23 protein-coding genes and 1 tRNA gene are annotated in these 25163 nt (G+C 58.5%); 10 read left to right on the plus strand and 14 right to left on the minus strand.

Translation table 11 applies throughout. The annotated features are described in order from the left end of the window. Positions 1 to 5: 5 nt before the first annotated feature. The 3 genes from rloB (at position 6) to pabB (ending at position 4138) form a co-directional block, all read left to right on the plus strand. On the plus strand, positions 6 to 1541 hold the full coding sequence (rloB, locus tag AB7M26_RS25740) for an osmotic stress tolerance membrane protein RloB (RefSeq protein ID WP_123496383.1): 1536 nt from the start codon (positions 6 to 8) through the stop codon (positions 1539 to 1541). After that, the gene (locus tag AB7M26_RS25745) at positions 1541 to 2527 is read left to right on the plus strand and encodes an alpha-L-glutamate ligase-like protein (protein WP_123496381.1); all 987 of its coding nucleotides are present in this window, start codon (positions 1541 to 1543) and stop codon (positions 2525 to 2527) included. The genes rloB and AB7M26_RS25745 overlap by 1 nt, the downstream gene beginning before the upstream one ends. A gap of 273 nt (positions 2528 to 2800) precedes the next feature. Then, positions 2801 to 4138 (plus strand): aminodeoxychorismate synthase component I, encoded by a 1338-nt coding sequence (gene pabB / locus AB7M26_RS25750; protein ID WP_123496379.1) that lies wholly within the window; start codon positions 2801 to 2803, stop codon positions 4136 to 4138. Between the two features lie 110 nt (positions 4139 to 4248). On the opposite strand, the gene thrH is transcribed toward pabB, so the two are convergent. After that, positions 4249 to 4866 carry a bifunctional phosphoserine phosphatase/homoserine phosphotransferase ThrH gene (gene thrH, locus AB7M26_RS25755; RefSeq protein WP_008074130.1) on the minus strand — a complete coding sequence of 206 codons (618 nt, stop codon included), beginning with the start codon at positions 4864 to 4866 and terminating at the stop codon, positions 4249 to 4251. A gap of 174 nt (positions 4867 to 5040) precedes the next feature. On the opposite strand from thrH, the gene AB7M26_RS25760 reads away from it, so the two are divergent. Further along, positions 5041 to 5781, plus strand: a complete 741-nt coding sequence (locus tag AB7M26_RS25760) for a phosphoadenylyl-sulfate reductase (RefSeq protein WP_008074131.1) — start codon at positions 5041 to 5043, stop codon at positions 5779 to 5781. A 120-nt stretch (positions 5782 to 5901) separates the two neighbouring features. On the opposite strand, the gene AB7M26_RS25765 is transcribed toward AB7M26_RS25760, so the two are convergent. Beyond that, complete coding sequence (locus tag AB7M26_RS25765) at positions 5902 to 6825, minus strand: LysR family transcriptional regulator (protein WP_123496377.1); 924 nt, start codon at positions 6823 to 6825, stop codon at positions 5902 to 5904. Positions 6826 to 6949: 124 nt separating this feature from the next. Here AB7M26_RS25765 and AB7M26_RS25770 point away from each other — a divergent pair, with 124 nt between their 5' ends. Beyond that, entirely contained in the window at positions 6950 to 7696 is a 747-nt protein-coding gene (locus AB7M26_RS25770) for a 3-oxoacyl-ACP reductase family protein (protein WP_123496375.1), read from the plus strand. 111 nt (positions 7697 to 7807) lie between these two features. Here AB7M26_RS25770 and AB7M26_RS25775 read toward each other — a convergent pair whose 3' ends face one another. Next, entirely contained in the window at positions 7808 to 8503 is a 696-nt protein-coding gene (locus AB7M26_RS25775; protein WP_123496373.1) for an HAD-IA family hydrolase, read from the minus strand. A gap of 257 nt (positions 8504 to 8760) precedes the next feature. Between AB7M26_RS25775 and AB7M26_RS25780 the strand changes: the two genes are divergently transcribed. Beyond that, positions 8761 to 13638: an RHS repeat-associated core domain-containing protein gene (locus AB7M26_RS25780; protein ID WP_123496371.1), complete on the plus strand. Its 4878-nt coding sequence runs from the start codon at positions 8761 to 8763 to the stop codon at positions 13636 to 13638. Continuing rightward, the gene (locus AB7M26_RS25785) at positions 13635 to 14030 is read left to right on the plus strand and encodes a hypothetical protein (RefSeq protein ID WP_123496369.1); all 396 of its coding nucleotides are present in this window, start codon (positions 13635 to 13637) and stop codon (positions 14028 to 14030) included. The genes AB7M26_RS25780 and AB7M26_RS25785 overlap by 4 nt, the downstream gene beginning before the upstream one ends. Before the next feature lie 38 nt (positions 14031 to 14068). Here the strand turns inward: AB7M26_RS25785 and AB7M26_RS25790 are convergent, their stop codons facing one another. From AB7M26_RS25790 to AB7M26_RS25825, 8 genes are all read right to left on the minus strand, one after another. After that, a complete protein-coding gene (locus AB7M26_RS25790; protein ID WP_123496367.1) occupies positions 14069 to 14416 on the minus strand; it encodes a hypothetical protein in 348 nt (115 codons plus the stop codon). 101 nt (positions 14417 to 14517) lie between these two features. Then, positions 14518 to 14742 (minus strand): hypothetical protein, encoded by a 225-nt coding sequence (locus AB7M26_RS25795; RefSeq protein WP_063342996.1) that lies wholly within the window; start codon positions 14740 to 14742, stop codon positions 14518 to 14520. A 108-nt stretch (positions 14743 to 14850) separates the two neighbouring features. Further along, complete coding sequence (locus AB7M26_RS25800; RefSeq protein ID WP_007902135.1) at positions 14851 to 15021, minus strand: hypothetical protein; 171 nt, start codon at positions 15019 to 15021, stop codon at positions 14851 to 14853. 128 nt (positions 15022 to 15149) lie between these two features. Continuing rightward, positions 15150 to 15575: a glycine zipper domain-containing protein gene (locus AB7M26_RS25805; RefSeq protein WP_123496365.1), complete on the minus strand. Its 426-nt coding sequence runs from the start codon at positions 15573 to 15575 to the stop codon at positions 15150 to 15152. A gap of 187 nt (positions 15576 to 15762) precedes the next feature. After that, positions 15763 to 16128, minus strand: coding sequence for a hypothetical protein (locus AB7M26_RS25810; protein WP_007902140.1), 366 nt, complete (start codon positions 16126 to 16128; stop codon positions 15763 to 15765). 349 nt (positions 16129 to 16477) lie between these two features. Beyond that, on the minus strand, positions 16478 to 16672 hold the full coding sequence (locus AB7M26_RS25815; RefSeq protein ID WP_123496363.1) for a hypothetical protein: 195 nt from the start codon (positions 16670 to 16672) through the stop codon (positions 16478 to 16480). Positions 16673 to 16816: 144 nt separating this feature from the next. After that, positions 16817 to 17137, minus strand: coding sequence for a YbjQ family protein (locus AB7M26_RS25820; RefSeq protein ID WP_007902143.1), 321 nt, complete (start codon positions 17135 to 17137; stop codon positions 16817 to 16819). A 254-nt stretch (positions 17138 to 17391) separates the two neighbouring features. Beyond that, positions 17392 to 17481: transfer RNA gene (locus AB7M26_RS25825), tRNA-Ser, on the minus strand. A 308-nt stretch (positions 17482 to 17789) separates the two neighbouring features. Here AB7M26_RS25825 and AB7M26_RS25830 point away from each other — a divergent pair. The 3 genes from AB7M26_RS25830 (at position 17790) to AB7M26_RS25840 (ending at position 20534) form a co-directional block, all read left to right on the plus strand. Beyond that, complete coding sequence (locus AB7M26_RS25830) at positions 17790 to 18479, plus strand: crotonase/enoyl-CoA hydratase family protein (protein WP_123496361.1); 690 nt, start codon at positions 17790 to 17792, stop codon at positions 18477 to 18479. A gap of 214 nt (positions 18480 to 18693) precedes the next feature. Continuing rightward, positions 18694 to 19416 (plus strand): lysophospholipid acyltransferase family protein, encoded by a 723-nt coding sequence (locus tag AB7M26_RS25835; protein ID WP_008073003.1) that lies wholly within the window; start codon positions 18694 to 18696, stop codon positions 19414 to 19416. Positions 19417 to 19562: 146 nt separating this feature from the next. Continuing rightward, positions 19563 to 20534 carry a magnesium and cobalt transport protein CorA gene (locus AB7M26_RS25840; RefSeq protein WP_123496359.1) on the plus strand — a complete coding sequence of 324 codons (972 nt, stop codon included), beginning with the start codon at positions 19563 to 19565 and terminating at the stop codon, positions 20532 to 20534. A gap of 91 nt (positions 20535 to 20625) precedes the next feature. Here the strand turns inward: AB7M26_RS25840 and AB7M26_RS25845 are convergent, their stop codons facing one another. The 3 genes from AB7M26_RS25845 to AB7M26_RS25855 all read right to left on the minus strand — a co-directional run bounded on the left by AB7M26_RS25845 (position 20626) and on the right by AB7M26_RS25855 (position 24842). Then, positions 20626 to 21360 (minus strand): amidotransferase, encoded by a 735-nt coding sequence (locus AB7M26_RS25845; RefSeq protein WP_123496357.1) that lies wholly within the window; start codon positions 21358 to 21360, stop codon positions 20626 to 20628. A gap of 107 nt (positions 21361 to 21467) precedes the next feature. Beyond that, positions 21468 to 23612: a 3-hydroxyacyl-CoA dehydrogenase NAD-binding domain-containing protein gene (locus AB7M26_RS25850; RefSeq protein ID WP_429386703.1), complete on the minus strand. Its 2145-nt coding sequence runs from the start codon at positions 23610 to 23612 to the stop codon at positions 21468 to 21470. A 24-nt stretch (positions 23613 to 23636) separates the two neighbouring features. Further along, positions 23637 to 24842 (minus strand): acetyl-CoA C-acetyltransferase, encoded by a 1206-nt coding sequence (locus AB7M26_RS25855; RefSeq protein WP_429386706.1) that lies wholly within the window; start codon positions 24840 to 24842, stop codon positions 23637 to 23639. Positions 24843 to 25163 lie beyond the last annotated feature (321 nt).

Genomic DNA, 25163 nt, shown 5'->3' on the forward strand with positions numbered 1-25163 from the left:
TTCCAATGCGCTCTCTTACCCTCCATCTGAAACTGCTGATCGCCATCCTGGTGGTGCTGGGCATTTCAGTTACGGCCTATCAGATTTTCGTGCTCGGAATTCCGGTGACCGAAGACGCTACCGACGACTTGTGGAACATCGACGCCAAGGTCGAGTTCGTCGCCAATGCCAAGGATCCGATCAAGATTCAGATGTTCGTGCCACCGCTGAGCCGCGACTACGTGAGCCTCAACGAGAGTTTCATTTCCAATAATTACGGCGTGGCGGTGAACCGTGTCGACGGCAACCGCAAGGTCACCTGGTCGGCGCGCCGCGCCAAGGGCAACCAGACCCTTTATTACCGACTGGTGCTGACCAAGCGCTACAGCGGCGAAAAATCCAAGGTCAAAGGCCCGACTTTCCGTGACAGTATTGCCGTCGAAGGCCCGGAAAAAATCGCCGCCGAAGCCCTGCTCGCGCCGATCCGCCAACACTCGGCAGACGTTGAAACCTTCATCGGCGAAGCCATCAAGCGCGTCAACAACCTTAACGACGACAACGTGAAACTGCTGCTGGGCGGCGATCCGTCCACCGCGAACAAAGCCAAAATCGTCGAGCTGGTACTGTCCATCGCCCACGTGCCGATCGAAAAGGTTCACACCATCCGCCTGGTGGCCGACCAACCACAGATGCCTGAACTCTGGTTGCGCAGCTTCAACGGCACTGACTGGCTGTACTTCAACCCGGAAACCGGCGAACAGGGCCTGCCCACCGACCGCTTGCAGTGGTGGACCGGCGATGAAAACCTGATCACCGTCGATGGCGGCAAAAAAGCCACCGTCACCTTCAGCCTGAACAACAGCGAAATGAACGCCATTCGCCTGGCCAAGCTGACCGACGAAAATTCCGACGCCAACTTCCTCGAATACTCGCTGTACGGCTTGCCGCTGCAAACCCAACAGACGTTCATGATCATGGTGATGATCCCGATCGGCGTGCTGGTGATCCTGATTCTGCGCAACCTGATCGGCATTCAGACACTCGGCACCTTTACCCCGGTGCTGATCGCCCTCGCCTTCCGGGAAACCCAGCTCGGTTTCGGCATCGTGCTATTTACGATCATCACGACGCTGGGGCTGTCGCTGCGCTCCTACCTTGAACATTTGAAGCTGCAAATGCTGCCGAGGCTATCGGTGGTGCTGACCTTCGTGGTGGTGCTGATCGCGGCGATCAGCCTGTTCAGCCACAAACTTGGCCTGGAACGCGGCTTGTCGGTGGCGCTGTTCCCGATGGTGATTCTGACCATGACCATCGAACGCCTGTCGATCACTTGGGAAGAGCGCGGGGGCGGCCATGCCATGAAAGTGGCGATCGGTACCCTGTTCGCCGCCTCTTTGGCGCACCTGATCATGAGCGTGCCTGAGCTGGTGTACTTCGTGTTCACCTTCCCGGCGATCCTGCTGATTCTGGTGGGCTTCATGCTGGCCATGGGTCGCTATCGCGGTTACCGCCTGACCGAACTGGTGCGCTTCAAGGCTTTCCTCAAGAAGGCCGACGCCTGATGTTCGGTCTCTGGAAAACCTGGAAAGCCCTGGAGGCCCGGGGCATCATGGGGATCAATCGGCGCAACGCAGACTACGTGCTCAAGTACAACAAGCGCAGCCTGTACCCGATCGTCGATGACAAGATCATCACCAAGGAGCGCGCCATCGCCGCCGGCATCCACGTGCCGGAGCTGTACGGCGTGATCTCCACCGAGAAAGAAATCGACAACCTCAGCGAGATCATCGGCGGGCGCACCGATTTCGTGGTCAAACCGGCCCAGGGCGCCGGCGGTGACGGCATTCTGGTGATTGCCGACCGCTTCGAGGGCCGCTATCGCACGGTGTCGGGCAAGATCATCAGTCACGAGGAAATCGAGCATCAGATTTCCAGCATCCTGACCGGCCTGTACTCGCTCGGCGGTCACCGCGACCGCGCGCTGATCGAGTACCGCGTGACCCCGGACCAGATCTTCAAAAGCATCAGCTATGAAGGTGTGCCGGACATTCGCATCATCGTGCTGATGGGCTATCCGGTGATGGCCATGTTGCGCCTGCCGACTCGCCAGTCCGGCGGCAAGGCCAACCTGCACCAGGGCGCCATCGGCGTCGGTGTCGATCTGGCCACCGGCCTGACATTGCGCGGCACCTGGCTGAACAACATCATCAACAAACACCCGGACACCACCAACGCTGTGGACGGCGTGCAACTGCCCTACTGGGACGGTTTCATGAAGCTCGCGGCCGGCTGCTATGAGCTGTGCGGGTTGGGTTACATCGGTGTCGACATGGTGCTCGACCAGGAGAAAGGGCCGTTGATTCTTGAGCTTAACGCCCGGCCCGGCTTGAACATTCAGATCGCCAACGACTGTGGCTTGACGTTACGTACCCATGCGGTCGAAGCGCGGCTGGAAGAATTACAGGCCCGCGGGATAATCGAAACCGTGGAGGAACGCGTGGAATTCGTTCAGGAAATGTTTGGGCATATTCCTGCGGTTGAGGGCTGACCTGTGGCATCTTTGTGGCGAGGGAGCTTGCTCCCGCTTGGCTGCGCAGCAGTCATAAACCGGTCCCCTCGGTTTTTCTGAAAATCGAGGGATTGAGTTTGGGCCTGCTGCGCAGTCCGACGGGAGCAAGCTCCCTCGCCACAGGCAAGCCCCCCTCGCCACAGAGTGCAATCACCCGCTGCCAATGAATCTCTTGCCGACATCCCCTCTAGGAGCAAATCCTGCAGAGGACTACAATCGCTCCCCCGCCTCGATGGCTGATCTGCCCTGCCCATGCTGACCTGTTCCGTACACCCGCTGCCCTATCGCGCCAACCCCGCCGAGTACTTCGCGGCGATTCGTCATGCCCCCGGTGCCGTGCTGCTCGACAGCGGCCGGCCGAGCGCCGAGCGTGGGCGTTATGACCTGCTCAGCGCCTGGCCGCTGGAACAACTGGCTGTGTTACCGGATGAAAGCGGCAGCCATTTCCTGCAACGCCTTCGCGACACTCTGAAGCGACTCGGTAAAGCCTCTGTTCCTTTCGATCTGCCTTTCGCCGGTGGCCTGATCGGTTATCTGAGCTATGACTTCGGCCGGCATCTGGAAAACCTGCCGAGCCAGGCGCGGGACGACCTGCAATTGCCTGACGCACGTTTCGGGCTGTACGACTGGGCCCTGATCAGCGATCACCACTTGGCCACCAGCCAACTGGTGTTCCACCCGGCGCTGATCGACAGCGAGCGGCAGCGGCTGCTCGAATTGTTCACGCAACCTGCACCTCAGAAAATCGAGCCTTTCAAACTGGACAGCCCGATGAGCGCCGACCTGAGCGCCAACGACTATCGACAAGCCTTCGAACGCATTCAGCAGTACATTCAGGCCGGCGACTGCTATCAGGTCAACTTCGCCCAGCGCTTTCGTGCGCAATGCCAGGGCGATCCATGGGCCGCGTACTGCGCGCTGCGGGCGGCGTGCCCGACACCTTTTTCCGGTTTCCAGAGCCTGCCCGACGGCGACGCGGTGCTGAGCCTGTCGCCAGAGCGTTTCGTCAAAGTCAGTGAGCGCCACGTCGAAACCCGCCCGATCAAAGGCACACGCCCCCGCGGTCTGACTGCAGTTGAAGATGCGGCGAACGCCGCCGAACTGCTGGCCAGCCCCAAGGACCGCGCGGAAAACCTGATGATCGTCGATTTGCTGCGCAACGACCTCGGCCGTACCTGCCGCATCGGCTCGGTGCGGGTGCCGGAGTTGTTCAGTCTGGAAAGCTATCCGAACGTGCATCACCTGGTGAGCAGCGTGACCGGCGAGCTGGCGGATGACAAGGATGCGCTGGATTTGATCGCCGGTAGCTTCCCCGGCGGCTCGATTACCGGCGCGCCGAAGATTCGTGCCATGCAGATCATCGATGAGCTGGAACCGACCCGTCGTGGATTGTATTGCGGTTCATTGCTGTACCTGGACGTGCGCGGCGAGATGGACAGCTCCATCGCCATCCGTAGTTTGCTGGTCAAGGATGGACAGGTGTGCTGCTGGGGTGGCGGCGGGATCGTCGCGGATTCGGACTGGCAGGCGGAATATCAGGAATCGATAACCAAGGTGAAGGTGCTGCTCGATACACTGCAAAACCTTTAAAAGCATCGCGGGCAAGCCCGCTCCCACAGGTTATGTGTCGAACCACAATTATGCGATCAACACACATCCTGTGGGAGCGGGCTTGCCCGCGATGGGGCCCTCCCTGACAACTACAAACTCAACGCCCGATTCGAAGCCTTGATGAACTCCTGCTTCAACTCCGCAAAGCTGTGCACCGCCGGGAACTGTGGAAACTCGCGAATCACATTGTCCGGCGCATGGAACAGAATCCCGGCATCCGCCTCGCCCAGCATCGTCGTATCGTTGTAGGAATCCCCCGCCGCGATCACCCGATAATAGAGGCTCTTGAACGCCAACACTGACTGACGCTTGGGATCTTTCTGACGCAACTGATAGCCCGTGACCCGACCGGCATCGTCGGTAATCAGACGATGACAAAGCAAGGTCGGGAAGCCCAGCTGACGCATCAGCGGTTGGGAGAATTCGTAAAAGGTGTCCGACAGAATCACCACCTGAAAGCGCTCACGCAGCCAGTCGACGAATTCGCTGGCGCCTTCCAGCGGCTTGAGCGTGGCGATCACTTCCTGGATGTCGGAAAGCTTCAGGCCGTGCTCGTCGAGAATCCGCAGGCGCTGCTTCATCAACACGTCGTAGTCGGGAATGTCCCGAGTGGTGGCCCTGAGGGAGTCAATCCCGGTTTTTTCGGCAAAGGCGATCCAGATTTCCGGAACCAGCACACCTTCAAGATCCAGACAGGCAATTTCCACAAGACACTCCCATTTTGTACTGTTTATTGAGTCGAGCGAGCAAAAGGACTGCCGAACTCTAGCGACTCGCCCTCCTCTGTGCAACGCAGAGGGCGCACCAGCCGCCGCAGGATTTTGTTACCATCAGGCATATATAGAGCGCCCAGCGCCACCGACCTGTAGGAAGCCGCCCTGATGAGCCCATCGTTCGATGTCGTGGAACTCGCCACGACCTATGCCAACAAATCCGCCCAGGACATCCTGAAACTCGCGTTCGCCGAGTTCGGCGATGACCTGTGGATATCTTTCAGCGGCGCCGAGGATGTGGTGCTGGTGGACATGGCCTGGAAGCTGAACAAGAACGTCAAGGTGTTCAGCCTCGACACCGGCCGCTTGCACCCCGAGACCTACCGCTTTATCGAACAGGTGCGCGAGCACTACAAGATCGATATCGAAGTGGTATCGCCGGACTACACCAAGCTCGAACCTTTCGTGAAGGAAAAAGGCCTGTTCAGTTTCTACAAGGACGGTCATGGCGAGTGCTGCGGCATCCGCAAGATCGAGCCGTTGCGTCGCAAGCTGTCGGGCGTGACCGCTTGGGCCACCGGCCAGCGTCGGGACCAGAGCCCGGGTACCCGCAGCGCGGTCGCGGTGCTGGAAATCGATACCGCGTTCTCCACCCCGGAACGCACGCTGTACAAATTCAACCCGCTGGCGCAAATGACCAGCGAAGAGATCTGGGGCTACATTCGCATGCTGGAACTGCCGTACAACAGCCTGCATGAGCGTGGCTTCATCAGCATCGGCTGCGAGCCTTGCACCCGTCCGGTGTTGCCGAACCAGCATGAGCGCGAAGGTCGTTGGTGGTGGGAAGAAGCCACGCAGAAAGAATGCGGGCTGCATGCCGGGAACATCATCAGCAAATCCAAGGCTTAAAAATCACAGTCTTAAACCGCTTATCGTTCATCGCGGGCAAGCCTCGCTCCCACAGGTTTTGTGTCGTTCTGTGGAAGCGTGGCTTGCCCGCGATGGCCACACCTCGGTCCCAAGCCAGGCTCACAGCGCACTGAACCGCTGCCCCAACCCCTGCTCCGCAAACTGCTCAATGATGAAATCGACAAACGCCCGGGTCTTGCCCGGCAGCAGTTTGTGCTCGGCGTAATAAATGGAGATGTTGCCGTCATCGACGTACCAGTCAGGCAACACCCGCTGCAACGTCCCCGCCTCCAGATAACCCACGGCAAACGGCATGCTCACCAACGCAATGCCTAACCCCTGAGCCGCCGTGGCGCAGGCGGCTTCCGAATCGCTCATGGTCATCCGCGCCTTGAGCGTTAGCGGGCTGTGTTGCCGGGCGCGACTGGTCAACTGCCAGGAACGCACACGTCCCGTCTGCGGCGAGCGTATCAAGATGCCGTCGTGGTATTTGAGGTCGTCGGGGTCGACGATCGCCTCGTGCTTCGCGAGGTACTCGGCTGAAGCCACCAACACCCGATGGGCGGGCGTCAGCTTGCGCGCCACCACCCCTTGGGGCAGTTCGAACCCGCCACCAATCGCCGCATCGAAACCCTGGCCGATCAGGTCGACCTGGCGGTTATCGAAATGCCAGTCCGGGTTGATCGCCGGAAAGCGCTGCAGAAACTCGCCCAGCAACGGCACGATGTACAAGTGCCCGAACACTGTGCCCATGCTGACTTTCAATGTGCCGGCGGGACGTCCTTCGGCGCTGGCCAGGTTGGCCACGGCATTCTGGATTGTATACAGGCTGGCGCTGACTTCGCCGAGAAACAGCTGACCGGCTTCAGTCAGCGTCAGGCTGCGCGTGCTGCGCTGGAACAGCCGCACACCCAGTCGCGCCTCCAGCTTGGCAACGCTCTTGCCCACCGCCGCCGGCGTCAGGCTCAAGCGCCGCGCTGCTTCGGCGAAGCTGCCAACCTCGGCGCTACGCACGAAGCATTCGATACTGCTGAACGTTTCCATAAGCGTCACTATAAACTTCTGGTTTACACAGACTATAGCAATGACGGTCTACCCGCGAAGTAGTGCGAAGCCGATACTCGACTCCGACAACAAGGCAGCCCGCCTTGAATTTCTGGAGATCGACATGACCACTCAACACCTCAGCGGTAAAGTAGCTCTGATTCAAGGCGGTTCACGCGGCATCGGTGCTGCCATCGTCAAACGCCTGGCCGCCGAAGGCGCTACCGTCGCCTTCACTTACGTAAGCTCTACCGCCAAAGCCGAAGAGTTGCAAAACAGCATCACCAGCGCAGGCGGCAAAGCCTTGGCCATCAAGGCCGACAGCGCCGATGCCGTCGCGATTCGCAATGCCGTTAAGGTCACCGTCGAAGCCTTCGGTGGCCTGGACATCCTGGTCAACAACGCAGGCGTTCTGGCCATCGCACCGCTGGAAGACTTCAAGCTTGAAGACTTCGACCAGACCCTGGCGATCAATGTGCGCAGTGTGTTCATCGCCACTCAGGAAGCGGCCAAGCATATGACCGAAGGCGGTCGCATCATCAACATTGGCAGCACCAATGCCGAGCGCATGCCCTTCGCCGGTGGTGGCCCGTACGCCATGAGCAAATCGGCGCTGGTCGGCTTGACCAAAGGCCTGGCCCGCGACCTCGGCCCACGGGGTATCACCATCAACAACGTGCAACCGGGCCCGGTCGACACCGACATGAACCCCGCCAGCGGCGACTTTGCTGAAAGCCTGATCCCGCTGATGGCTGTGGGTCGTTACGGCAAAGTGGAAGAAATCGCCAGCTTCGTCGCTTATCTTGTTGGCCCCGAAGCCGGCTACATCACCGGTGCCAGCCTGACCATCGACGGCGGTTTCGGCGCCTGATACAGGTCACTGTGGGAGCGGGCTTGCTCGCGAAGGCGTCGTATCAGTCGACATTGATGTTGCCTGACACTCCCTCTTCGCGAGCAAGCCCGCTCCCACATCAGATAGGTGTTAAGCCCACTCAAGCGCCGGCAAACCACATGCACCGGGGTTGAACGCCTTCAACGTACGAAGAATGCCATCGGCGTGTGCGTACTTTTCGTCGGCCATCGCCGCATCCGGGATCGCAATCGCCGTCATCCCTGCCGCTTTCGCTGCGGTAACGCCGAACGGCGAATCCTCGAACACCAGGCAATCCTCGGGCGCGACACCCAGGCGCCGCGCCGCCGTCAGGAAGATATCCGGCGCCGGTTTGGCCGCGCCCACTTCCGGGTCGTCAGCGGTGACGATGAAATCGAACAGCGCAAACCACTCACGGTGCAAGGTGGTTTTCTCGCCGAACGACTGACGTGAAGAACTGGTGCCCACCGCAATAGGAATGTTGTTGGCCTTCAAGTGCCTAACCAGCTCCTCTGCGCCAGGCATCGCCAGCGCCGTCGGAAAACGTTCGCGCATCAGCGGTTCGCGAATCACCAGAAACTCTTCGGCTGTAATTGGCAGGTCCAGCGCCTCGACCACATAGCGCGCCAGATCACCTGCGCCACGACCGATGATGTTCTGTTTGACGCTCCAGTCGAAGGTCCGGCCATAACGCCCGGCAATAATGGACGTGACCTCGGTGTAAATGCCCTCGGTGTCCAGCAACAAGCCGTCCATGTCGAAAATCACGGCCTTGATCGGGCCGAACTCATCCAAGGGTGCATTCATCGCATCTGATCCGTTTTCTCATGACATCCCAGGAGCGGCTAAGGCACGCCGGGGATGGATTAAAGGGTTCAGCAGCATAGCGAGCGCGGTTGGCAGAGAGCAACGGGCAATGCCTGGCGGACACAAAAAACTGTGTCGGGACGCCCGCGATGATTTAGCGATTTCCCCTACACCAAACACCTCCTTTCCCGACTTCTTTTCTCGTTGATCCCCCGCAAAGTCCTGCGCTCCAGATTAATCAGCGCGAGGGACTGCGAATGTTCGAACCTGACAAGGTCCTGGCCTTGAACAATGCCATCGGCTTGCTGGTGGTCGCCGCCATGAACCCCGAGCAGCCGGACGTCGAAGCGTTGCTCGGTGATTTTCGACTCTGCCTCAACGACTACGAGGCCTGGGCGGAAAACTTCTGGACCGGTGGGGCACTGGATGTCGAGCAGGTGTTCAAGGTCGGTAACGAAGTCCGGCTCAGCGCCCCGAAGGACTCCACTACCCCTGTCAGTTCAACGCTCGCCATGTGCCCTGCCAGCGGTCCGTTGACCCTGGTTCATATGTTTGAGGCCGCGCGTTTCGTGCCGATCGGCGATACGCCGGTGATGCTCGAACCGGTTATCTCGCAGCGTAATGGTGAACTGACGTTCGGTGAGCCCGTCCACGAAACCATCGGCCCCAGCGGCATCCTCGAAATCCCCGACTGCTGGCGCGGCCAGCGTTATCGCATCACCTTCTTTCCCACTGTTTGCGCTGATCACGTCAAAGCGCTCTATGCCTCCTATCAAGGCGTGATCGGCGAGCTGGAAGGCTGGTTGCGCAATGAATGGTCGAGCGAATTCGAGCCTTTATGGGCAGGTTTCTCCGAGGCAACCTTCACTCAGCGCTACGGCCTGTTGCAACAGGCCGACTGGCGCGGCCTTGAGCGTGCGCTGCAGGGTTTGTGGGATGACGTAAAGCAGGTCTACGCCCTGGTGGCAGATCTGCAAGCCAATAGCGAAAAACTCCTTGAGTACCTGACCCAAGGCGAGCTCGAGACGCTGCTGAATGCCTCGGCTGAAGCCATCGCCAATGTGTTGCTGATGTTGAGCGATGAGCCATTGATGTTCATCCATCTCGCCGCCTTCATCAGTTGGATGAAGATGTTGCCGCCGCAGTACATCGCTGAAGTCGTGGCGCAAATTCGTACAGAACTATTGATCAGTTTCCTGCTGGTGCGCCTCACCGGCCCTACGGGCCTGAAGCTCGGCATGAGCGCCAAAGTACTGGACAAGATCAAGTCCCGGCAGGCGCGACAGTGGTTGGCGGCGGCCAGTTTGCGCCTGGCCGAACTAACGGCCAAATCTGACCTGACAGCCCACGCTGGCGCGCTCAAACCGCTCGTGGTCAGCGCGCGAAATGCACCGCTGAAACCTGCACCAACGGTTCCGCTACAGATCAGCGCCGGCGACTCACCGGTTGTGCAGGTGAACAATCCAGTCGCCATTGCTCGCGACAAGTCCAACGCCATGACCCGGCTGGGGCGTCACGAACCTCACGACGATGCATCGAGTCAGGCGAAAAACCCCAACGGCGACAGCGCCGATTGCGCGGCACTGACCTGCACCAACGGCTGCCCGGTGTCGATGGTCACCGGTGAAGAGCTGCTGACCCTCACCGACGGTTCGCTGGATGGGCTTCTGCCGTTTGCCTTTACCCGGTTGTACCGCACCAGCGCGGCGGAGATCGATTGCGGGCTGGGCTGGGGCTGGAGCCATTCGCTGGCACAGCGGTTGGAGCTGGATGATGAACAGGTCGTCTGGATCGACCATGAAAACCGTCGCACCACTTTTCCGTTGCCGAGCGTCGAGCGCCCGGCGATTCATAACAGCCTGTCGCGGGCAGCGATTTTCCTTGGGAATGAGTCGGAAGAGTTGATTCTCGCGTTGGCCGGCGAGACGAGCCGGTTCTATCACTTTCGAGAGGGTCGCCTGACGGCGATCAGTGATGCCTACAACAACCGTATCCACATCACTCGCGACCGTCAGGATCGCATTCAACGCCTCGATAACGGCGCCGGTCGTTCCCTGCTGTTGCGCTACGAGCGCAGGCACCTCGTCGCCATTGAATATCAGTCGTTTCATCCCACCGATGCCGTGGGTGAAGCCTGGCATACAGAGCAGACGCTGGTTTTCTATCGCTACGACGCCCGCCAACGCTTGATCGAAGCGACCAATGCCGCCGGTGAAAGCGAGCGTTACGATTACGACGACCAGCACGTGATTCTGCAGCGGCAACTGGCCGGTGGCGCGAGTTTCTTCTGGGAGTGGGAAAGGTCTGGCAAGGCCGCGCGATGTGTGCGGCATTGGGCGTCGTTTTCCCAGATGGACACGCGTTATGTCTGGGACGACCAGGGCGGCGTCACCGTCCAGAACCTCGATGGCAGCCAAGAGGTTTATGTCCACGATGATCGGGCGCGGCTGGTGCGCCGGGTCGAGCTGGATGGCGGCGAACACCTTAAGGCCTACGATGACAATGGCCGGTTGGTAGCCGAACAGGATCCGCTCGGGGCGATCACTGAATACCGTTACGACGAAGTCGGACGGTTGGTCGCGCTGGTTCCGCCGCAAGACGAGCCAACATCCTACGAATACCGCAATGGTTTCCTGCACGCGCGCTATCGCGGCAAAGCGGTGTGGAAGTATCAACGCAATGCCCAGGGGGATGTTACCGAAGCCACCGATCCGGACGGCCAGGTCACTCACTACCACCACGACGCTCAGGGGCGTTTGCTGTCGATCCGCTTCCCGGACAACAGCCGGCATGTCTTCATCTGGAACGGGCTGGGACAACTACTCGAAGAGACCTTGCCGGACGGTAGTCAGCGGCGCTTTTCCTACGATGCGTTAGGCCGACAGACGACCCGTCAGGACGAACACGGTGCGCTCACCCGGTATCAATGGGATGCCGTCGGGCGACTGGTTCAGACGACCCGTCCCACCGGCGCCAGTCGCGCCTTCAGTTACAACGCCTATGGCAAGATCACCGCCGAGCGCGATGAGCTGGGCCGCGTCACTCGCTATGAATATGCCGACGATTTGCACCTGGTCAGCCGTCGGATCAACCCCGATGGCACGCAACTGCGTTATCGCTACGATAACGCGCAGCTGCTGCTCACAGAGATCGAAAACGAAGCCGGCGAAAAATATCGCCTGGACTACACGCCCAACGGCCTGATCCGACAAGAAACCGGCTTCGACGGCCGCCGCACCGCTTACAGCTACGATCTCAACGGCCACCTGCAGGAGAAAACCGAGTTCGGTGATGACGACTCGCAGCTGATCACCGGCTATCAGCGGGACTCGGCTGGACGTCTGTTGGTCAAGACCCTGCCCGATGGCGTCAAGGTCAAGTACCGCTATAACCGCCTCGGTCGACTGGTCAGTGTCGATGACGGCCACGACCATCCGCTGGAGTTCGAATACGACGCCCAGGACAGGCTGATCACCGAGCATCAAAGTTGGGGCACATTGCGTTATTGCTACGACGCGTGCGGCCGACTCAATCACCTGCGCCTGCCGGACAACAGCAAACTCGATTACCACCACGCCAAGGGCGGCGCGCTGACGGCCATTGACCTCAATGGCACACGACTCACCACCCACCAGTTTGCATTCGGCCGCGAGCAGCAACGCCAACAAGGTCAGCTCACCAGCGAATACTCCTACGACGATCAGGGCCGACTGAAAGCGCATGCCGTCAGCCAACAGCAACAAGCGCTCTACCGTCGCGACTATGCCTACAGCCCCAGCGGCAATCTCGACCATATTGCCGACACCCGCCATGGCCAACGCAGCTACCAGTACAACTCGCTCGATCGACTGATCCGCGTCCGCCACTCTCGCGACCAACTACCGGAAAGCTTCGCCCACGACCCGGCCGGCAACCTGCTGATGCAGGACCGGCCCGGCCCGACCACCGTCAAAGGCAACCGCCTGTTGATGCAGGGCGACTGCCACTTCGATTACGACGCCTTCGGCAATCTGATCCGCGAACGCCGCGGCACCGCGCAAAAACTCGTCACCGAGTACCGCTACGACGGCCAGCACCGGCTGATCGGTGTCACCCAGCCCAATGGCAGTCAAGCCACTTACCGCTACGACGCCTTCGGTCGCCGTATCAGCAAATCCGTCGACGGCAAAACCACCGAGTTCTTCTGGCAAGGCGACCACCTCGTCGCCGAACACAGCCAGGACCACCATCGCAGCTATATCTACGAACCGGGCAGCTTCCGCCCACTGGCCATGCTCGACGGCAAAGGCCCGCGCCAGGCCTGCCCGTTCTACTACCAACTCGACCACCTCGGCACACCGCAAGAACTCACCGACTACAGCGGCGACATCATCTGGGCCGCCCGATACACCGCCTATGGCCGCCTCACCCGCCTCAACCGCGACACCCACCAGGTCCTCGATCAGCCGCTGCGCTTTCAAGGCCAGTATTTCGACGCGGAAACCGGTCTGCATTACAACCGGCACCGCTACTACAATCCGGACATCGGACGGTACCTGACGCCGGACCCGAGCAAGTTGGCGGGTGGGTTAAACGGGTATCAGTACACGCGCAATCCGACGGGCTGGGTTGATCCGTTGGGGTTGAGTGATTGTCCTGGAGGGGATGGGTGTAAGAAGCCGTCGTTTGGGGATGAGGATCCGGCGGGTAAGGTGGGGGTTGATGAGGGGGAGCCAACAACTCCTTCACCTAAAAAAGAAGAGGATTACTTATACCGCGGGGATGAACGAGAGCCCAATGATGTATTTCAAAACGGCTTTAAAAGCAAAGGGAAAAGTAATGATCTATTGCTCCACTCTATAGATAGTGAAAACCCACCCAGTAATTTCATCAGCACGTCGCCGTCGCGAGATGTTGGCAAACTTTTCGCGACCGGTTATCACACAAAAGTAGGTTACCTCTATACTCTTCAAAAAATAGATGGATATGATTTACAGAAAGAGCTTGGACAAGCCTACCTTTTCGGATCAGAAAAAGAGATTGCTATAGCTAACCGAATAGAAAATTCCGACGTACTTGGCGCCACCCTGATCATTGATGATGGCAGAGAGCTCGGTTACTCCATACCAAATCCGTATAGGATAATAAAAAAATGATATCTAAGGTTGAAATAACCATAAGCATTGACGATACAAAGGAAATCGCTAACCTTATATGCGATAACAAAGACGTAACCATAACTTTCACAATGAAAAATGGCTTTAACAAAACATATTCGGACAGTGACTTTTATAGGTGCTTTGCACGTGTTCGAGAGGACAACCCCAACATACAATTTCTCTGCAAGGGATCAAAAATCAACGTACATCCTTCCAGTATGTCATCACAAATGTCTCTTGGATTGAAAGCATATGAATTGACATTGGGTAAAGCCTCGTCGCTCACCGATGTAGTTTATATTTTTGATTATGATGACAACAACCTAACAAATGATCCAAATGAACAGCAATCTTTCTATAGATGCTGGATTGAATCAGAAAAGTTCTAATCATCAAAAGCCCGGCTCACGTCCGGGCTTAAGGATCTCTAACCTCCAGTACCACCATCTGTCCTATCCGTCCCACCACTCTCAGAACCACCTGACTCTCCAGACCCACTTCCAGAACCACTCCCCATCGAACTTCCACCGCTCATCGACCCACTTCCCTCCCCCGGGCTGGTGCTACTCCCGCTGGCATCACCACCATTCCCACCACCAATGGTGTCCGGTGGTGGCACCTTCCCATCCGAGACGCCCGCATTCATTTCCGAATATGGCGGCATCCCGCCCTTGTCGACCGGCGCATCGCGGCCAGAAGATTGAGCAAACGCCGCCAATGAACTGATCGACAGTAGGCCAACCACCGTCAGGGTCGTCAGTTTTGACCTGATCATGGCGCACCTCCTTTAAAGAGTGCTTTACCTGATGTCTGGCAGCGGTCGCTTTTTAAAGGTGCCGCGCAATCGATGAGCGGCGATGGATCGCTGCGCAGGTTTCAGCTCGGTTCTCCCGATAGATCGTCACCGGCAATGTCCGGGTCATCGGGATGGGCTTCCACATCCCCGCGCTTCACATCATCGGTATCGGTGGGCACCTGCTCCACGCCGGTGTCGTCATCGTCGGGCGGGCGCTGGTCGCGACTCAGGGAGTCGGTGGGTGAAGGCAGCGGATATTCGGGGGTATCGTCGTCGATATCGGAGTCTTTTGGATCAGCGTTCATAACGCACCTCTCAATGGACCTGAAAAGCAGATCCTGATATTTCGAGGACAACACGATAGATGCGGTTCGATCAGAAGGACGATCGGTCGGCCAGACCGCAAAGCACGATCACTCGTCGTCTTCCTCGTCGTATTCGTCGTATTCGCAATTGCCCACATCGCCTGCGTCATCGGCATCGTTGAGTGGCACCGTGGCGTCGTCCATCAGAGACCCCGGATCTTCGTTGCCAGGATCATTGATTGGACCTTCATCTTCCATGCCTTCTGTTTCCGGAGTCATGACATGCCTCACAACGTTCAGGGGTGTATGAAGTTCGAGGCGTCCTACGGGCAAACGTTCCAGAGTCCTGGTGACAGAAACGAAAAACCCGGCGCTGGGCCGGGTTTCTACTGTCACTCGATATCGAGTTAGCGATGCTTGTACTTATTTTTATGCTTGTGTTTGTGGTTGCCGCCACCGGAATGCGAGCTGCCGCTGTCATTACCCAGGTTGCTGCCCACCGCGCCACCGGCTGCACCGCCCACGCCAGCGCCAATGGTCGAACCGGTGGAGCCGCCCAGACTATTGCCGATCACCGAGCCGCCTGCCGCGCCGATACCGCCGCCAACAGCCGCTTCTGTTCGACTGCCCTTGCGCGCACCGACCGCGCTGCCCGCCGCACCACCGACGCCAGCGCCAACCGCTGCTCCTGTGCTGCCGCCTAGTTGACCGCCGACCACGTTACCCAACGCGCCGCCAAGACCACCGCCCACTGCAGCGGTGCCGTCGCCGGCAGCCATCGCACCCTGAGCAATCAAAAGTCCTAAAACCACCGTGGACAATGTCAAACGCATGATATGAACCTCTAATTTCCGCATCGGGGGAAGATCGTGCCGCGGATAGGCATCAGTCTGGCATCTGCGTCTGTTGAACAGCAAATCAGATACCGGCTGTAAGAGATTTGAGCCACATACTGCAGAAACGTTCCAAAACGAAGAAGCCCGGCATTGAGCCGGGCTTCTTCAGCGGATCATCTTGAGATCAGTGGCCTTTTTTGGACAGATTGCTGCCCACGCCGCCGCCCAACGCACCACCCAGGCCGGCACCGATGGTGGAGCCAGTCTTGCCGCCCAGGCTGTTGCCGATCACCGACCCGCCCGCCGCGCCGACACCGCCGCCGATGGCCGCTTTGGTGCGGCTGCCTTTGCGTGCTGCAACAGCACTGCCAGCTGCGCCCGCTACGCCGGCACCAATCGCTGCACCTGTGCTGCCGCCCATTTTCTGACCGACCACATTACCCAGCGCGCCACCCAGACCACCACCGAGCGCAGCAGTGCCATCACCGGCAGCCATCGCACCTTGAGCAACCAAAAGGCCCAGAACCAGAGCAGGCAGTGTCAAACGCATAACGAGAACCTCAAAAAAAGGGGGAAACCGAAAGGCCGGAGATTGAATGCTTTAGAGGAGGCAAAGTCCAGACACAAACACAGAACAACCTCGTCATTGGCGACGGTTGGACAGCATTTATGGAAAAGGTTTTACGACAGGCAAAAAAAAGCCCGCTGGGGAGACGGGCCAGGGTACTGCTTTCTAACGGATGAGCTGAGACTACGTAGGCAGGTGTGAAAAGTTTGTGAAAAAAACCTAGCGCTCGCAAAGTTTGTAGGACGTTTTCCCGCATTGCCGCCAAGCCACGCTTTCTACCCCTCAAAAACAAGAAACCCCGCTCAATGGCGGGGCTCGTACGAGTCACTGTTTACTTCTTGGAAGGCGCACCCAGCTTGGGCATGAATTTCGACTTCGGCCCTCGAGTTCGAGGCACTGTAGATTTGATTTTGTTGATTTTGATACGGTCTTCACCGAAGCTCGGCACATAGTCCGTCTGACCACACTGCACGCAATTATTGATTGGAAACTCCGCCCCGTCGTCTTCGATATACGGCTCAGTCATATCTTCGCTCCTCTCAACGGGTCGATACCGGCAAGCCCTATTTGCCTGAAAAATATCGACCACCCAGGATTTTGAGACTAGTCGGTCATTCCCGGACTTGTGATTCAGATTGTTACGTGCCCGACGAATGGCCAGCGCGGCGTCCTACCTCAGCTTGACCGCCGTCCCGGTCACAAACACCACCACCATTCCACCTTTACCGGCCGGCATGCTGATCTCATAGTCGAGCCCTACCACCGCATCCGCCTGAAGCGCCCGCGCCCGTTCCTTGATCTCGTCGGTCGCCTGAATCCGCGCATCTTTCAATGCTCGCTCCAACGTTTGAGAACGCCCACCGAAAAAATCCCGCATGCCAGCGAACAGATCGCGGATCACGTTGACGCCCTGCACCGACTCGGCGCTGACGATGTCCAGGTATGCGGTGATTTGCCGGCCTTCGATGGTGTGGGTTGTGGTGGTGATCATGAAATGTCCTTGTTCAGAGCTGCCGTCGATTGGGGGAAACGATGGGAAAACGGCGCGAGAATTGAGTATAGAGATCGATTCCCGTCGAGCGGGTTGCCAGTTTAACAGGGGGGCGGAACGCACCTGAAATGGGGCTTAGAGGGGGAGCTTGAAAAGGCGGCAGCCAGTGACAGCCATGATTGAATAATCCAGACACCAGAAACCACAAAACCCCTGACTTCTCTCGAAATCAGGGGTTTTGTGTACATCGAATTTGGCGGTGAAGGAGAGATTCGAACTCTCGATACAGTTTCCTGTATACACACTTTCCAGGCGTGCTCCTTAAGCCACTCGGACACTTCACCGTATCTCGTCAAACATGTTCTGTCTGTCGAGGCGCGCTAATGTAGTCGAAAGCTTTTCTGATGGCAAACTTTTTTTGCAGAATTTTCATGCGGTTAGCGATTTAGTCGTTCCGCTGGGTGCCGCGCCATGGCAAACCCGCCAATCTCTGGCTTCGCGCCCTCTCCTATATAGAGGGGAATGCGCGGCTGGCGTGGCCGGCAACGCTTGCCGGGCGGGGAAAAGGGTGACCGGGTGGTCAGTCACGGCGCTTTACCTGGCCTACGGCGGTGGGTAACGTCTGCCCTACTTTATTAGAAGGATTGGCGTCATGAGTGAGTTGATTTCTTACCATCTCGAAGACGGTATCGCGACCCTGACCTTGAGCAATGGCAAGGTCAATGCCATCTCACCGGATGTGATTGTTGCGTTTAATGCTGCGCTGGATCGGGCAGTGGCGGATCGGGCGGTGGTGATCATTACCAGTCAGCCGGGGATTTTTTCGGGTGGTTATGACTTGAAGGTGATGACGGCCGGCCCTAAAGAGGCGATTGCACTGGTGGCTGCCGGTTCGACGCTGGCTCGTCGCCTGCTGTCGCACCCGTTCCCGGTGGTCGTGGCGTGCCCTGGGCATGCGGTGGCCAAGGGTGCGTTTATTTTGTTGTCGGCCGACTACCGCATTGGTGTCGATGGTCCGTTCAGCATTGGTCTGAATGAAGTGCAGATCGGCATGACCATGCATCATGCCGGTATCGAGCTGGCGCGTGATCGTCTGCGCAAGTCGGCGTTTCATCGCGCGGTGATTAATGCCGAGATGTTCAATCCACAGAGTGCTGTGGATGCCGGTTTCCTTGATCTGGTGGTGTCGGCCGAAGAGCTGCAAGGCGCGGCGCTGGCGGCGGCTCGTCAGTTGAAGAAGCTCAACATGACCGCCCATAAAAACACCAAGCTCAAAGTGCGCAAGGCGTTGCTGGAGACGCTGGACAACGCGATCATCCTGGATCAGGAGCATATGGGTTAAGCCCGAACGCGCTGTACCGAAAAGCCCGACCGTCGTGTCGGGCTTTTTCTTGCGTGTCTGGTTTAAAACCTTACAACCGCTCTAGGCCGCATCTGACCCATAAGTCGGAAACAAGCGCTCAAACATCGGCTATCTCCCACTTCTATAGCGGCAATTGCCGAAAACAGTGCACATCCGTACACTGCGCCACCTTTTGTCCCGGTGGGCCCTTTAAATGCTGTTTGTGTTTCGTATGTTATTGATGGGCTTGCACTTTATTCTGGCCGGCATGCTTGGAGTGATTCTCGGTCTGTGCCGACCGTTCAACCCGGACAACAGCCGTTTATGCGCACGTCTGTATGCGTGGCCGGCGATGTGCATTCTGCGTTTGCGGGTGAAGGCCGACGTCGGGCCGTTAATGGATAAGCCTGACAGCTGCGTGATCATTGCCAATCACCAGTCCAACTACGATCTGTTTGTGTTCGGCAACGTGGTGCCCCGCCGCACCGTGTGCATTGGCAAGAAGAGCCTGAAGTGGGTGCCTTTGTTCGGGCAGTTGTTCTGGTTGGCCGGCAATGTGTTGATCGACCGCGGCAATGCGCACAAGGCACGCCAGTCGATGCTGACCACGACTCGCACCTTGCAACATGAAGACACCTCGATCTGGGTCTTCCCGGAAGGCACGCGCAACCTCGGCGAAGAACTGCTGCCATTCAAGAAAGGCGCGTTCCAGATGGCGATTGCCGCGGGCGTGCCGATTGTTCCGGTGTGTGTCAGCAGTTACGTCAAACACATGCGATTGAACCGCTGGCGCAGTGGGAAAATTCTGATCCGTTCGCTGCCGGCGATTCCTACGGCTGGATTGAGTCTGGATGACATGCCGATGCTGATCGCCCAGTGCCGTGAGCAGATGCGCGAGTGCATCGACTCGATGGATCGGCAACTGCAGGCCGCCTGAAAAAAACCCGCCCTGTGCGGGTTTTCTTTTGCCTGCGAACTCTACAGATTTTGCTGACTCTCAAGCAGCAGACAAGGTTAAGCTGAATCCTGCTTGCCACTGCATTTTTGCTAATACAAAGCGCTAATAAGAAGTGAACCAAAATCATGGGTAGAGTCGTTGCTGCTGCGGTTTACAGTGCCGGTAAGAAGGTCACCAATATCACGCTCGACGAAGGCGCTGCCTGGGCTGCCAAGCCCGGCCACTTTGTCTGGATTGGTCTGGAAGAGCCGAACGCCGAAGAGCTGTTCAACCTGCAACGTCAGTTCAACCTGCATGAACTGGCGATCGAAGATGCCCTGGAAAAACACAGCCGACCGAAGCTGGAGACGTTCGGCGACGCGCTGTTTATCGTCACGTATTCGCCAATCCGCAATGAAGGCAAACTGCAGTTCATCGAGACTCATATCTTCGCCGGCAAGGGTTACATCATTACCGCACGCAATGGACATTCGGCGTCCTACGCGTACGTCCGACAGCGCTGTGAGGCGCGGCCGCTGTTGTTGGAGCATGGGGAGGATTTCGTACTCTATGCCATTCTCGACTTCGTGATTGAAAACTACCAGCCGATGGGCGAAGCGATTCATGCCGAGATCGATGAGCTGGAGAGCAATGTCCTCTGCGGTTCACTGAACGAGCGCGATATCCAGAAACTCCACGGCCTTCGCCGCGATGTATTGCGCTTGCGCCGGTTTGCGGCACCCATGGTGGAGATCGGTGAGGAACTGCAAAAGCTGAGCTTTCCTTTCATCGACAAGAATATGCGTCCGTATTTCCGCGACGTGCAGATTCATGTCACGCGGCAGATGGAAGACCTGACGACCCTGGCGGACATCGCCAGCCAGACCATCGAGGTCGGGGTGTTGCTGGAGGCGTCACGCCAGAGTGTGGTGCAGCGCAAGTTTGCAGCGTGGGCGGCGATTCTGGCGTTCCCGACGGCGATAGCGGGGATTTACGGGATGAACTTCGAGGACATGCCAGAGTTGAGTTGGCATTACGGGTATTTCGGGGTGTTGGGGTTTATTACCGTTGGGTGCGTCGGTTTGTGGGCGAGTTTCAAGCGGTCGGGATGGTTGTAGTCAGGACTGAGGCGTCTGCGGAATTCGCGGGCAAGCCTCGCTCCTACAGGATTTCGGTTACCTGTGGGAGCGAGGCTTGCCCGCGAAGCTTTTAAGGCTTAACCGACTCACCCTCAGGCTTGTGCGCCACAAACCGCATCATCCACTCTGCGACGGTCGTGCCGTGATGCTCGTGTTCAAGACTGGCCATACCTTTCGAATAAATCTGCTCGCCCAGCGCTTCCTGACGAATATCCAACAACGCCCGTGAGTAATCGTGAATGAACTCCGGGTGCCCCTGGAAGCACAGCACTTGATCGTTAATGTGGTACGCAGCAAACGGGCAAAAATCGCTCGAAGCAATCACCGTAGCGTTTTCCGGTAGCGCGGTGACCTGATCCTGATGGCTGATCAGCAGCGTCAGCTCTTCCCTCAGTGGGCTCATCCACGGCGCCTTGGCCGCGAGTTTGTAGCTATGGGTGCCGACGCCCCAACCCTGGGTCGCCCGCTCGCTCTTGCCACCCAACAGCAGCGCCAGCAGTTGATGGCCGAAACACACGCCCAGCAGTTTGTCGCCGCGCTCGTAGCGGTTCAGCAGGTACGTCTTGAGGGTTTGAATCCACGGGTCGGTGCCGAAGGAGTCGGCCTTGCTACCGGTGACCAGATATGCATCAAAGATCTGATCATCGCTGGGATAATCGCCCTGCATCACGTTGTACACGGTGAACTCGGCAGCGATGGGTTGCTGCGAAAACAGACGCTGGAACATCTGCCCGTAACCCTGATATTGATCGACCAGTTCCGGACGCAGGATGTCGGTTTCCAGAATGCAGATGCGTAACGACATAAAAAATACCTGACACATGAAGGGAATAATGCACACCCCAGAGCCTGCCTTGAAACACCGTGGCAAGGCAAGCCCCGGAGCGCGTCATCGGTCCCTTGGAACGCCCCTTAGAACAACGCGTTTTTGGCGGCTTTCTCCAGCAGCAGTGCAGGTGGAGTGAAGCGCTCGCCGTACTGCTCGGCCAGGTACTGGGCGCGGGCGACGAAGTCTTTCACGCCGTACTGATTGATGAACTGCAGCGCACCGCCGGTCCAGGCCGCGAAGCCGATGCCGAAGATCGAGCCAACGTTGGCATCCGCCGTCGAGGTCAGCACGCCCTCTTCCATGCAGCGCACGGTTTCGATGGCTTGGACGAACAGCAGTCGATCGCGTATGTCCTTCGGTGAAATCTGCCCATCGGCTTTCTCGAAGCGGGTTTTCAGCTCTGGCCACAAATGCTTCTGCCCTGTGGCCGGGTAATCGTAGAAACCACCTCCAGCGGCCTTGCCCGGACGCTTGTATTCCTTGAACAGCAAGTCAATCACGGCGAACGCCGGGTGCTCAATCAGCAGTTTCCCTTCTGCTCGCAGGTCTTTGGCGGTTTGTTCGCGGATATGGCTCATGAGGCTGAGGGAAACTTCGTCGGAAATCGCCAGAGGTCCGACAGGCATGCCGGCCTTGCGCGCTTCGGTCTCGATCATCGGCGCGCTCACACCTTCGCCGAGCATGGCGATGCCTTCGTTGGTGAAGGTGCCGAACACCCGCGAGGTAAAGAAGCCGCGACTGTCGTTGACCACAATTGGGGTTTTCTTGATTTGCAGGACGAAATCGAAACCGCGAGCCAGGGTTTCATCGCTTGTATGGGCACCTTTGATGATTTCCACCAGCGGCATTTTCTCCACGGGACTGAAGAAATGCAGGCCGATGAATTTCGTCTGGTCCGGCACGGCGGTGGCCAGGCCACTGATCGGCAAGGTCGAGGTGTTGGAGGCGATGACCGCATCCGGCCCGACGACGGTTTGCGCGGCTGATGAGACCCTGGCCTTCAGTTTGCGATCTTCAAACACCGCTTCAATGATCAAATCGCAACCGGCCAGATCCGCATCGTTTTCGGTGACATGGATTCGCGCCAGAATCGCCTCGCGCTGCTCCCGGGTTAACTGACCCCGCGCAACCTTCTTGTCCAGCAACGCCGCCGAGTGCGCCTTACCCTTCTCTGCTGCGGCGAGATTGATGTCTTTGAGCACCACGTCGATGCCGGCTGATGCGCTGACAAACGCGATGCCCGCGCCCATCATCCCGGCGCCGAGCACGCCGACTTTCTTCGTCACGTAAGGCGCTATGCCTTGGGGCCGCGAGCCGCCGGCATTGATCTCATTGAGCTGAAACCAGAACGTGCCAATGAGGTTTTTTGACACCTGGCCGGTAGTCAGCTCGGTGAAGTAGCGGGTTTCGATCAGGTGCGCCGTATCGAAATCCACCTGGGCGCCTTCCACCGCAGCACAGAGAATTTTCTCCGGCGCGGGCAGGCAGCCCTGGGTTTTGCTGCGCAGAATCGATGGCGTGATGGCCAGCATCGGCGCGAGCTTGGGATCCGACGGCGTGCCGCCGGGAATCTGATAACCCTTCACGTCCCAGCGCTGCACAGCGACCGGGTGAGCGACAATCCACGCCCGCGCCTTGGCCATCAGTTCATCGCGATCGGCGGCCAACTCGTCGATCAACCGCGCCTGCAACGCCTGTTGCGGGCGGATTTTCTTGCCTTCAAGCAGATACGGCAGGGCTTTTTCGATGCCCAGCATGCGGACCATGCGCACTACCCCGCCGCCGCCCGGCAACAGGCCAAGAGTGACTTCCGGCAGACCCAGCAGCACCGACGGGTTGTCCAGCACGACGCGGTGATGACAGGCCAGACAGATTTCCCAACCGCCACCGAGCGCTGCGCCATTGATCGCAGCGACCACCGGTTTGCCGAGGGTTTCCAGGGTGCGCAGTTGGCCCTTGAGTGTCAGCACCATGTCGTAAAAGGCTTTGGCTTCGGGTTTGCCGACCTTGATCAGTTCATTGAGGTCGCCGCCGGCGAAGAAGGTCTTCTTGGCCGAGGTGATGATCACGCCGGCAATGGCGTCCTTGTCGGCGACCAGCCGGGCGACGCAGGTGGCCATGGCGTCGCGGTAGACCGCGTTCATGGTGTTGGCACTCTGGCCCGGCATGTCGATGGTCAGGACGACGATCTGGTCCTGGCCCTTTTCGTAACGGATGGCTTGGGTCATGGCAATGTTCCTTGAAGTCAGGGCTCAGAGGCGTTCGATGATGGTGGCAATGCCCATGCCGCCGCCGACACACAATGTCGCCAGGCCATAGCGCAGGCGCCGGGTTTCCAATTCATCGAGCAGCGTGCCGAGAATCGCGCAGCCGGTGGCGCCGAGCGGGTGGCCCATGGCGATGGAGCCGCCGTTGACGTTGACCTTGTCGGGGTCGATGGCCATGTCCTTGATGAACTTGAGCACCACCGAGGCGAACGCTTCGTTGACTTCGAACAGGTCAATGTCTTCGACCCGTAGCCCGGCCTTGGCCAGCGCCTTGCGCGTGGCCGGTGCCGGACCGGTGAGCATGATGGTCGGGTCGGTGCTGGTGACCGCCGTGGCGACGATTCGCGCCCGTGGCTGTAAGCCCAGCGCCCGGCCCTTCGCTTCGGAGCCGATCAGCATCAGCGCTGCGCCATCGACGATCCCGGAACTGTTGCCCGGCGTGTGAACGTGGTTGATCCGCTCGATCTGGCTGTAAACCCGCAATGCCGTAGCGTCGAAGCCCATTTGCCCGATCATTTCGAAACTCGGCTTGAGCTTGCCCAGGCCTTCCATCGTTGAGTCGGCACGAATGAATTCATCGTGATCGAGCAGGATGATGCCGTTCTGGTCTTGCACCGGCACCAGCGACTTGTTGAACGAACCGTCCGCCCGCGCCCGCGCCGCCTTCTGTTGGGAGTGCAACGCGAAGGCATCGACGTCCTGACGGCTGAAACCTTCAATCGTAGCGATCAGGTCCGCACCCACGCCTTGAGGCGTGAAGTGGTTGTGCAAGTTGGTTTCCGGGTCCAGCGCCCAAGCGCCGCCGTCGCTGCCCATGGCCACACGGGACATCGACTCGACACCACCGACCACCACCAGGTCTTCGAAGCCGGAACGCACTTTCATCGCACCGAGGTTCACCGCTTCCAGCCCCGACGCGCAGAAGCGATTGAGCTGCATACCGGCCACGCTGACGTCCCAATCGGCCACCTGCGTGGCGGTCTTGGCGATGTCGGAACCCTGATCGCCGATGGGCGTCACGCAGCCGAGCACCACATCATCGACCTGACTGGTGTCCAGGGACGTGCGCTGCTGAAGCGCCGTCAGCAGCCCGGCGACCAGATTCACTGGCTTGACGCTGTGCAAGGCGCCATTGGCCTTGCCTTTACCACGGGGCGTGCGTAACGCGTCGAATATCAAAGCCTGGGTCATGACGTCCTCGAACCTGGTGGTGAATGAATATCAAAAGATCGCAGCCTTCGGCGGCTCCTACAGGGACCGTGTGATCCTGATCTTTATGCACTCACCTTATGCCCAGCAGCCGTGGATTCAATGACCACAGTGCTCATTGGTGTTGACGCTCACGCTCAGACGAACGGTAGTCTGCTATCGGATAAACCGATTCAAGTCACCAAGCTGTCTAGCAAACGGGCGCCCAAGAAGCTGGCCATAAGCCTCATACCTTTTTAAAACCGATGAGTGCTCAGCACATACGAAATGGATCTAAGCCAATCGTGACGCGGGCCCTAAGGT

This window comes from Pseudomonas sp. F-14 TE3482 (assembly GCF_053629455.1).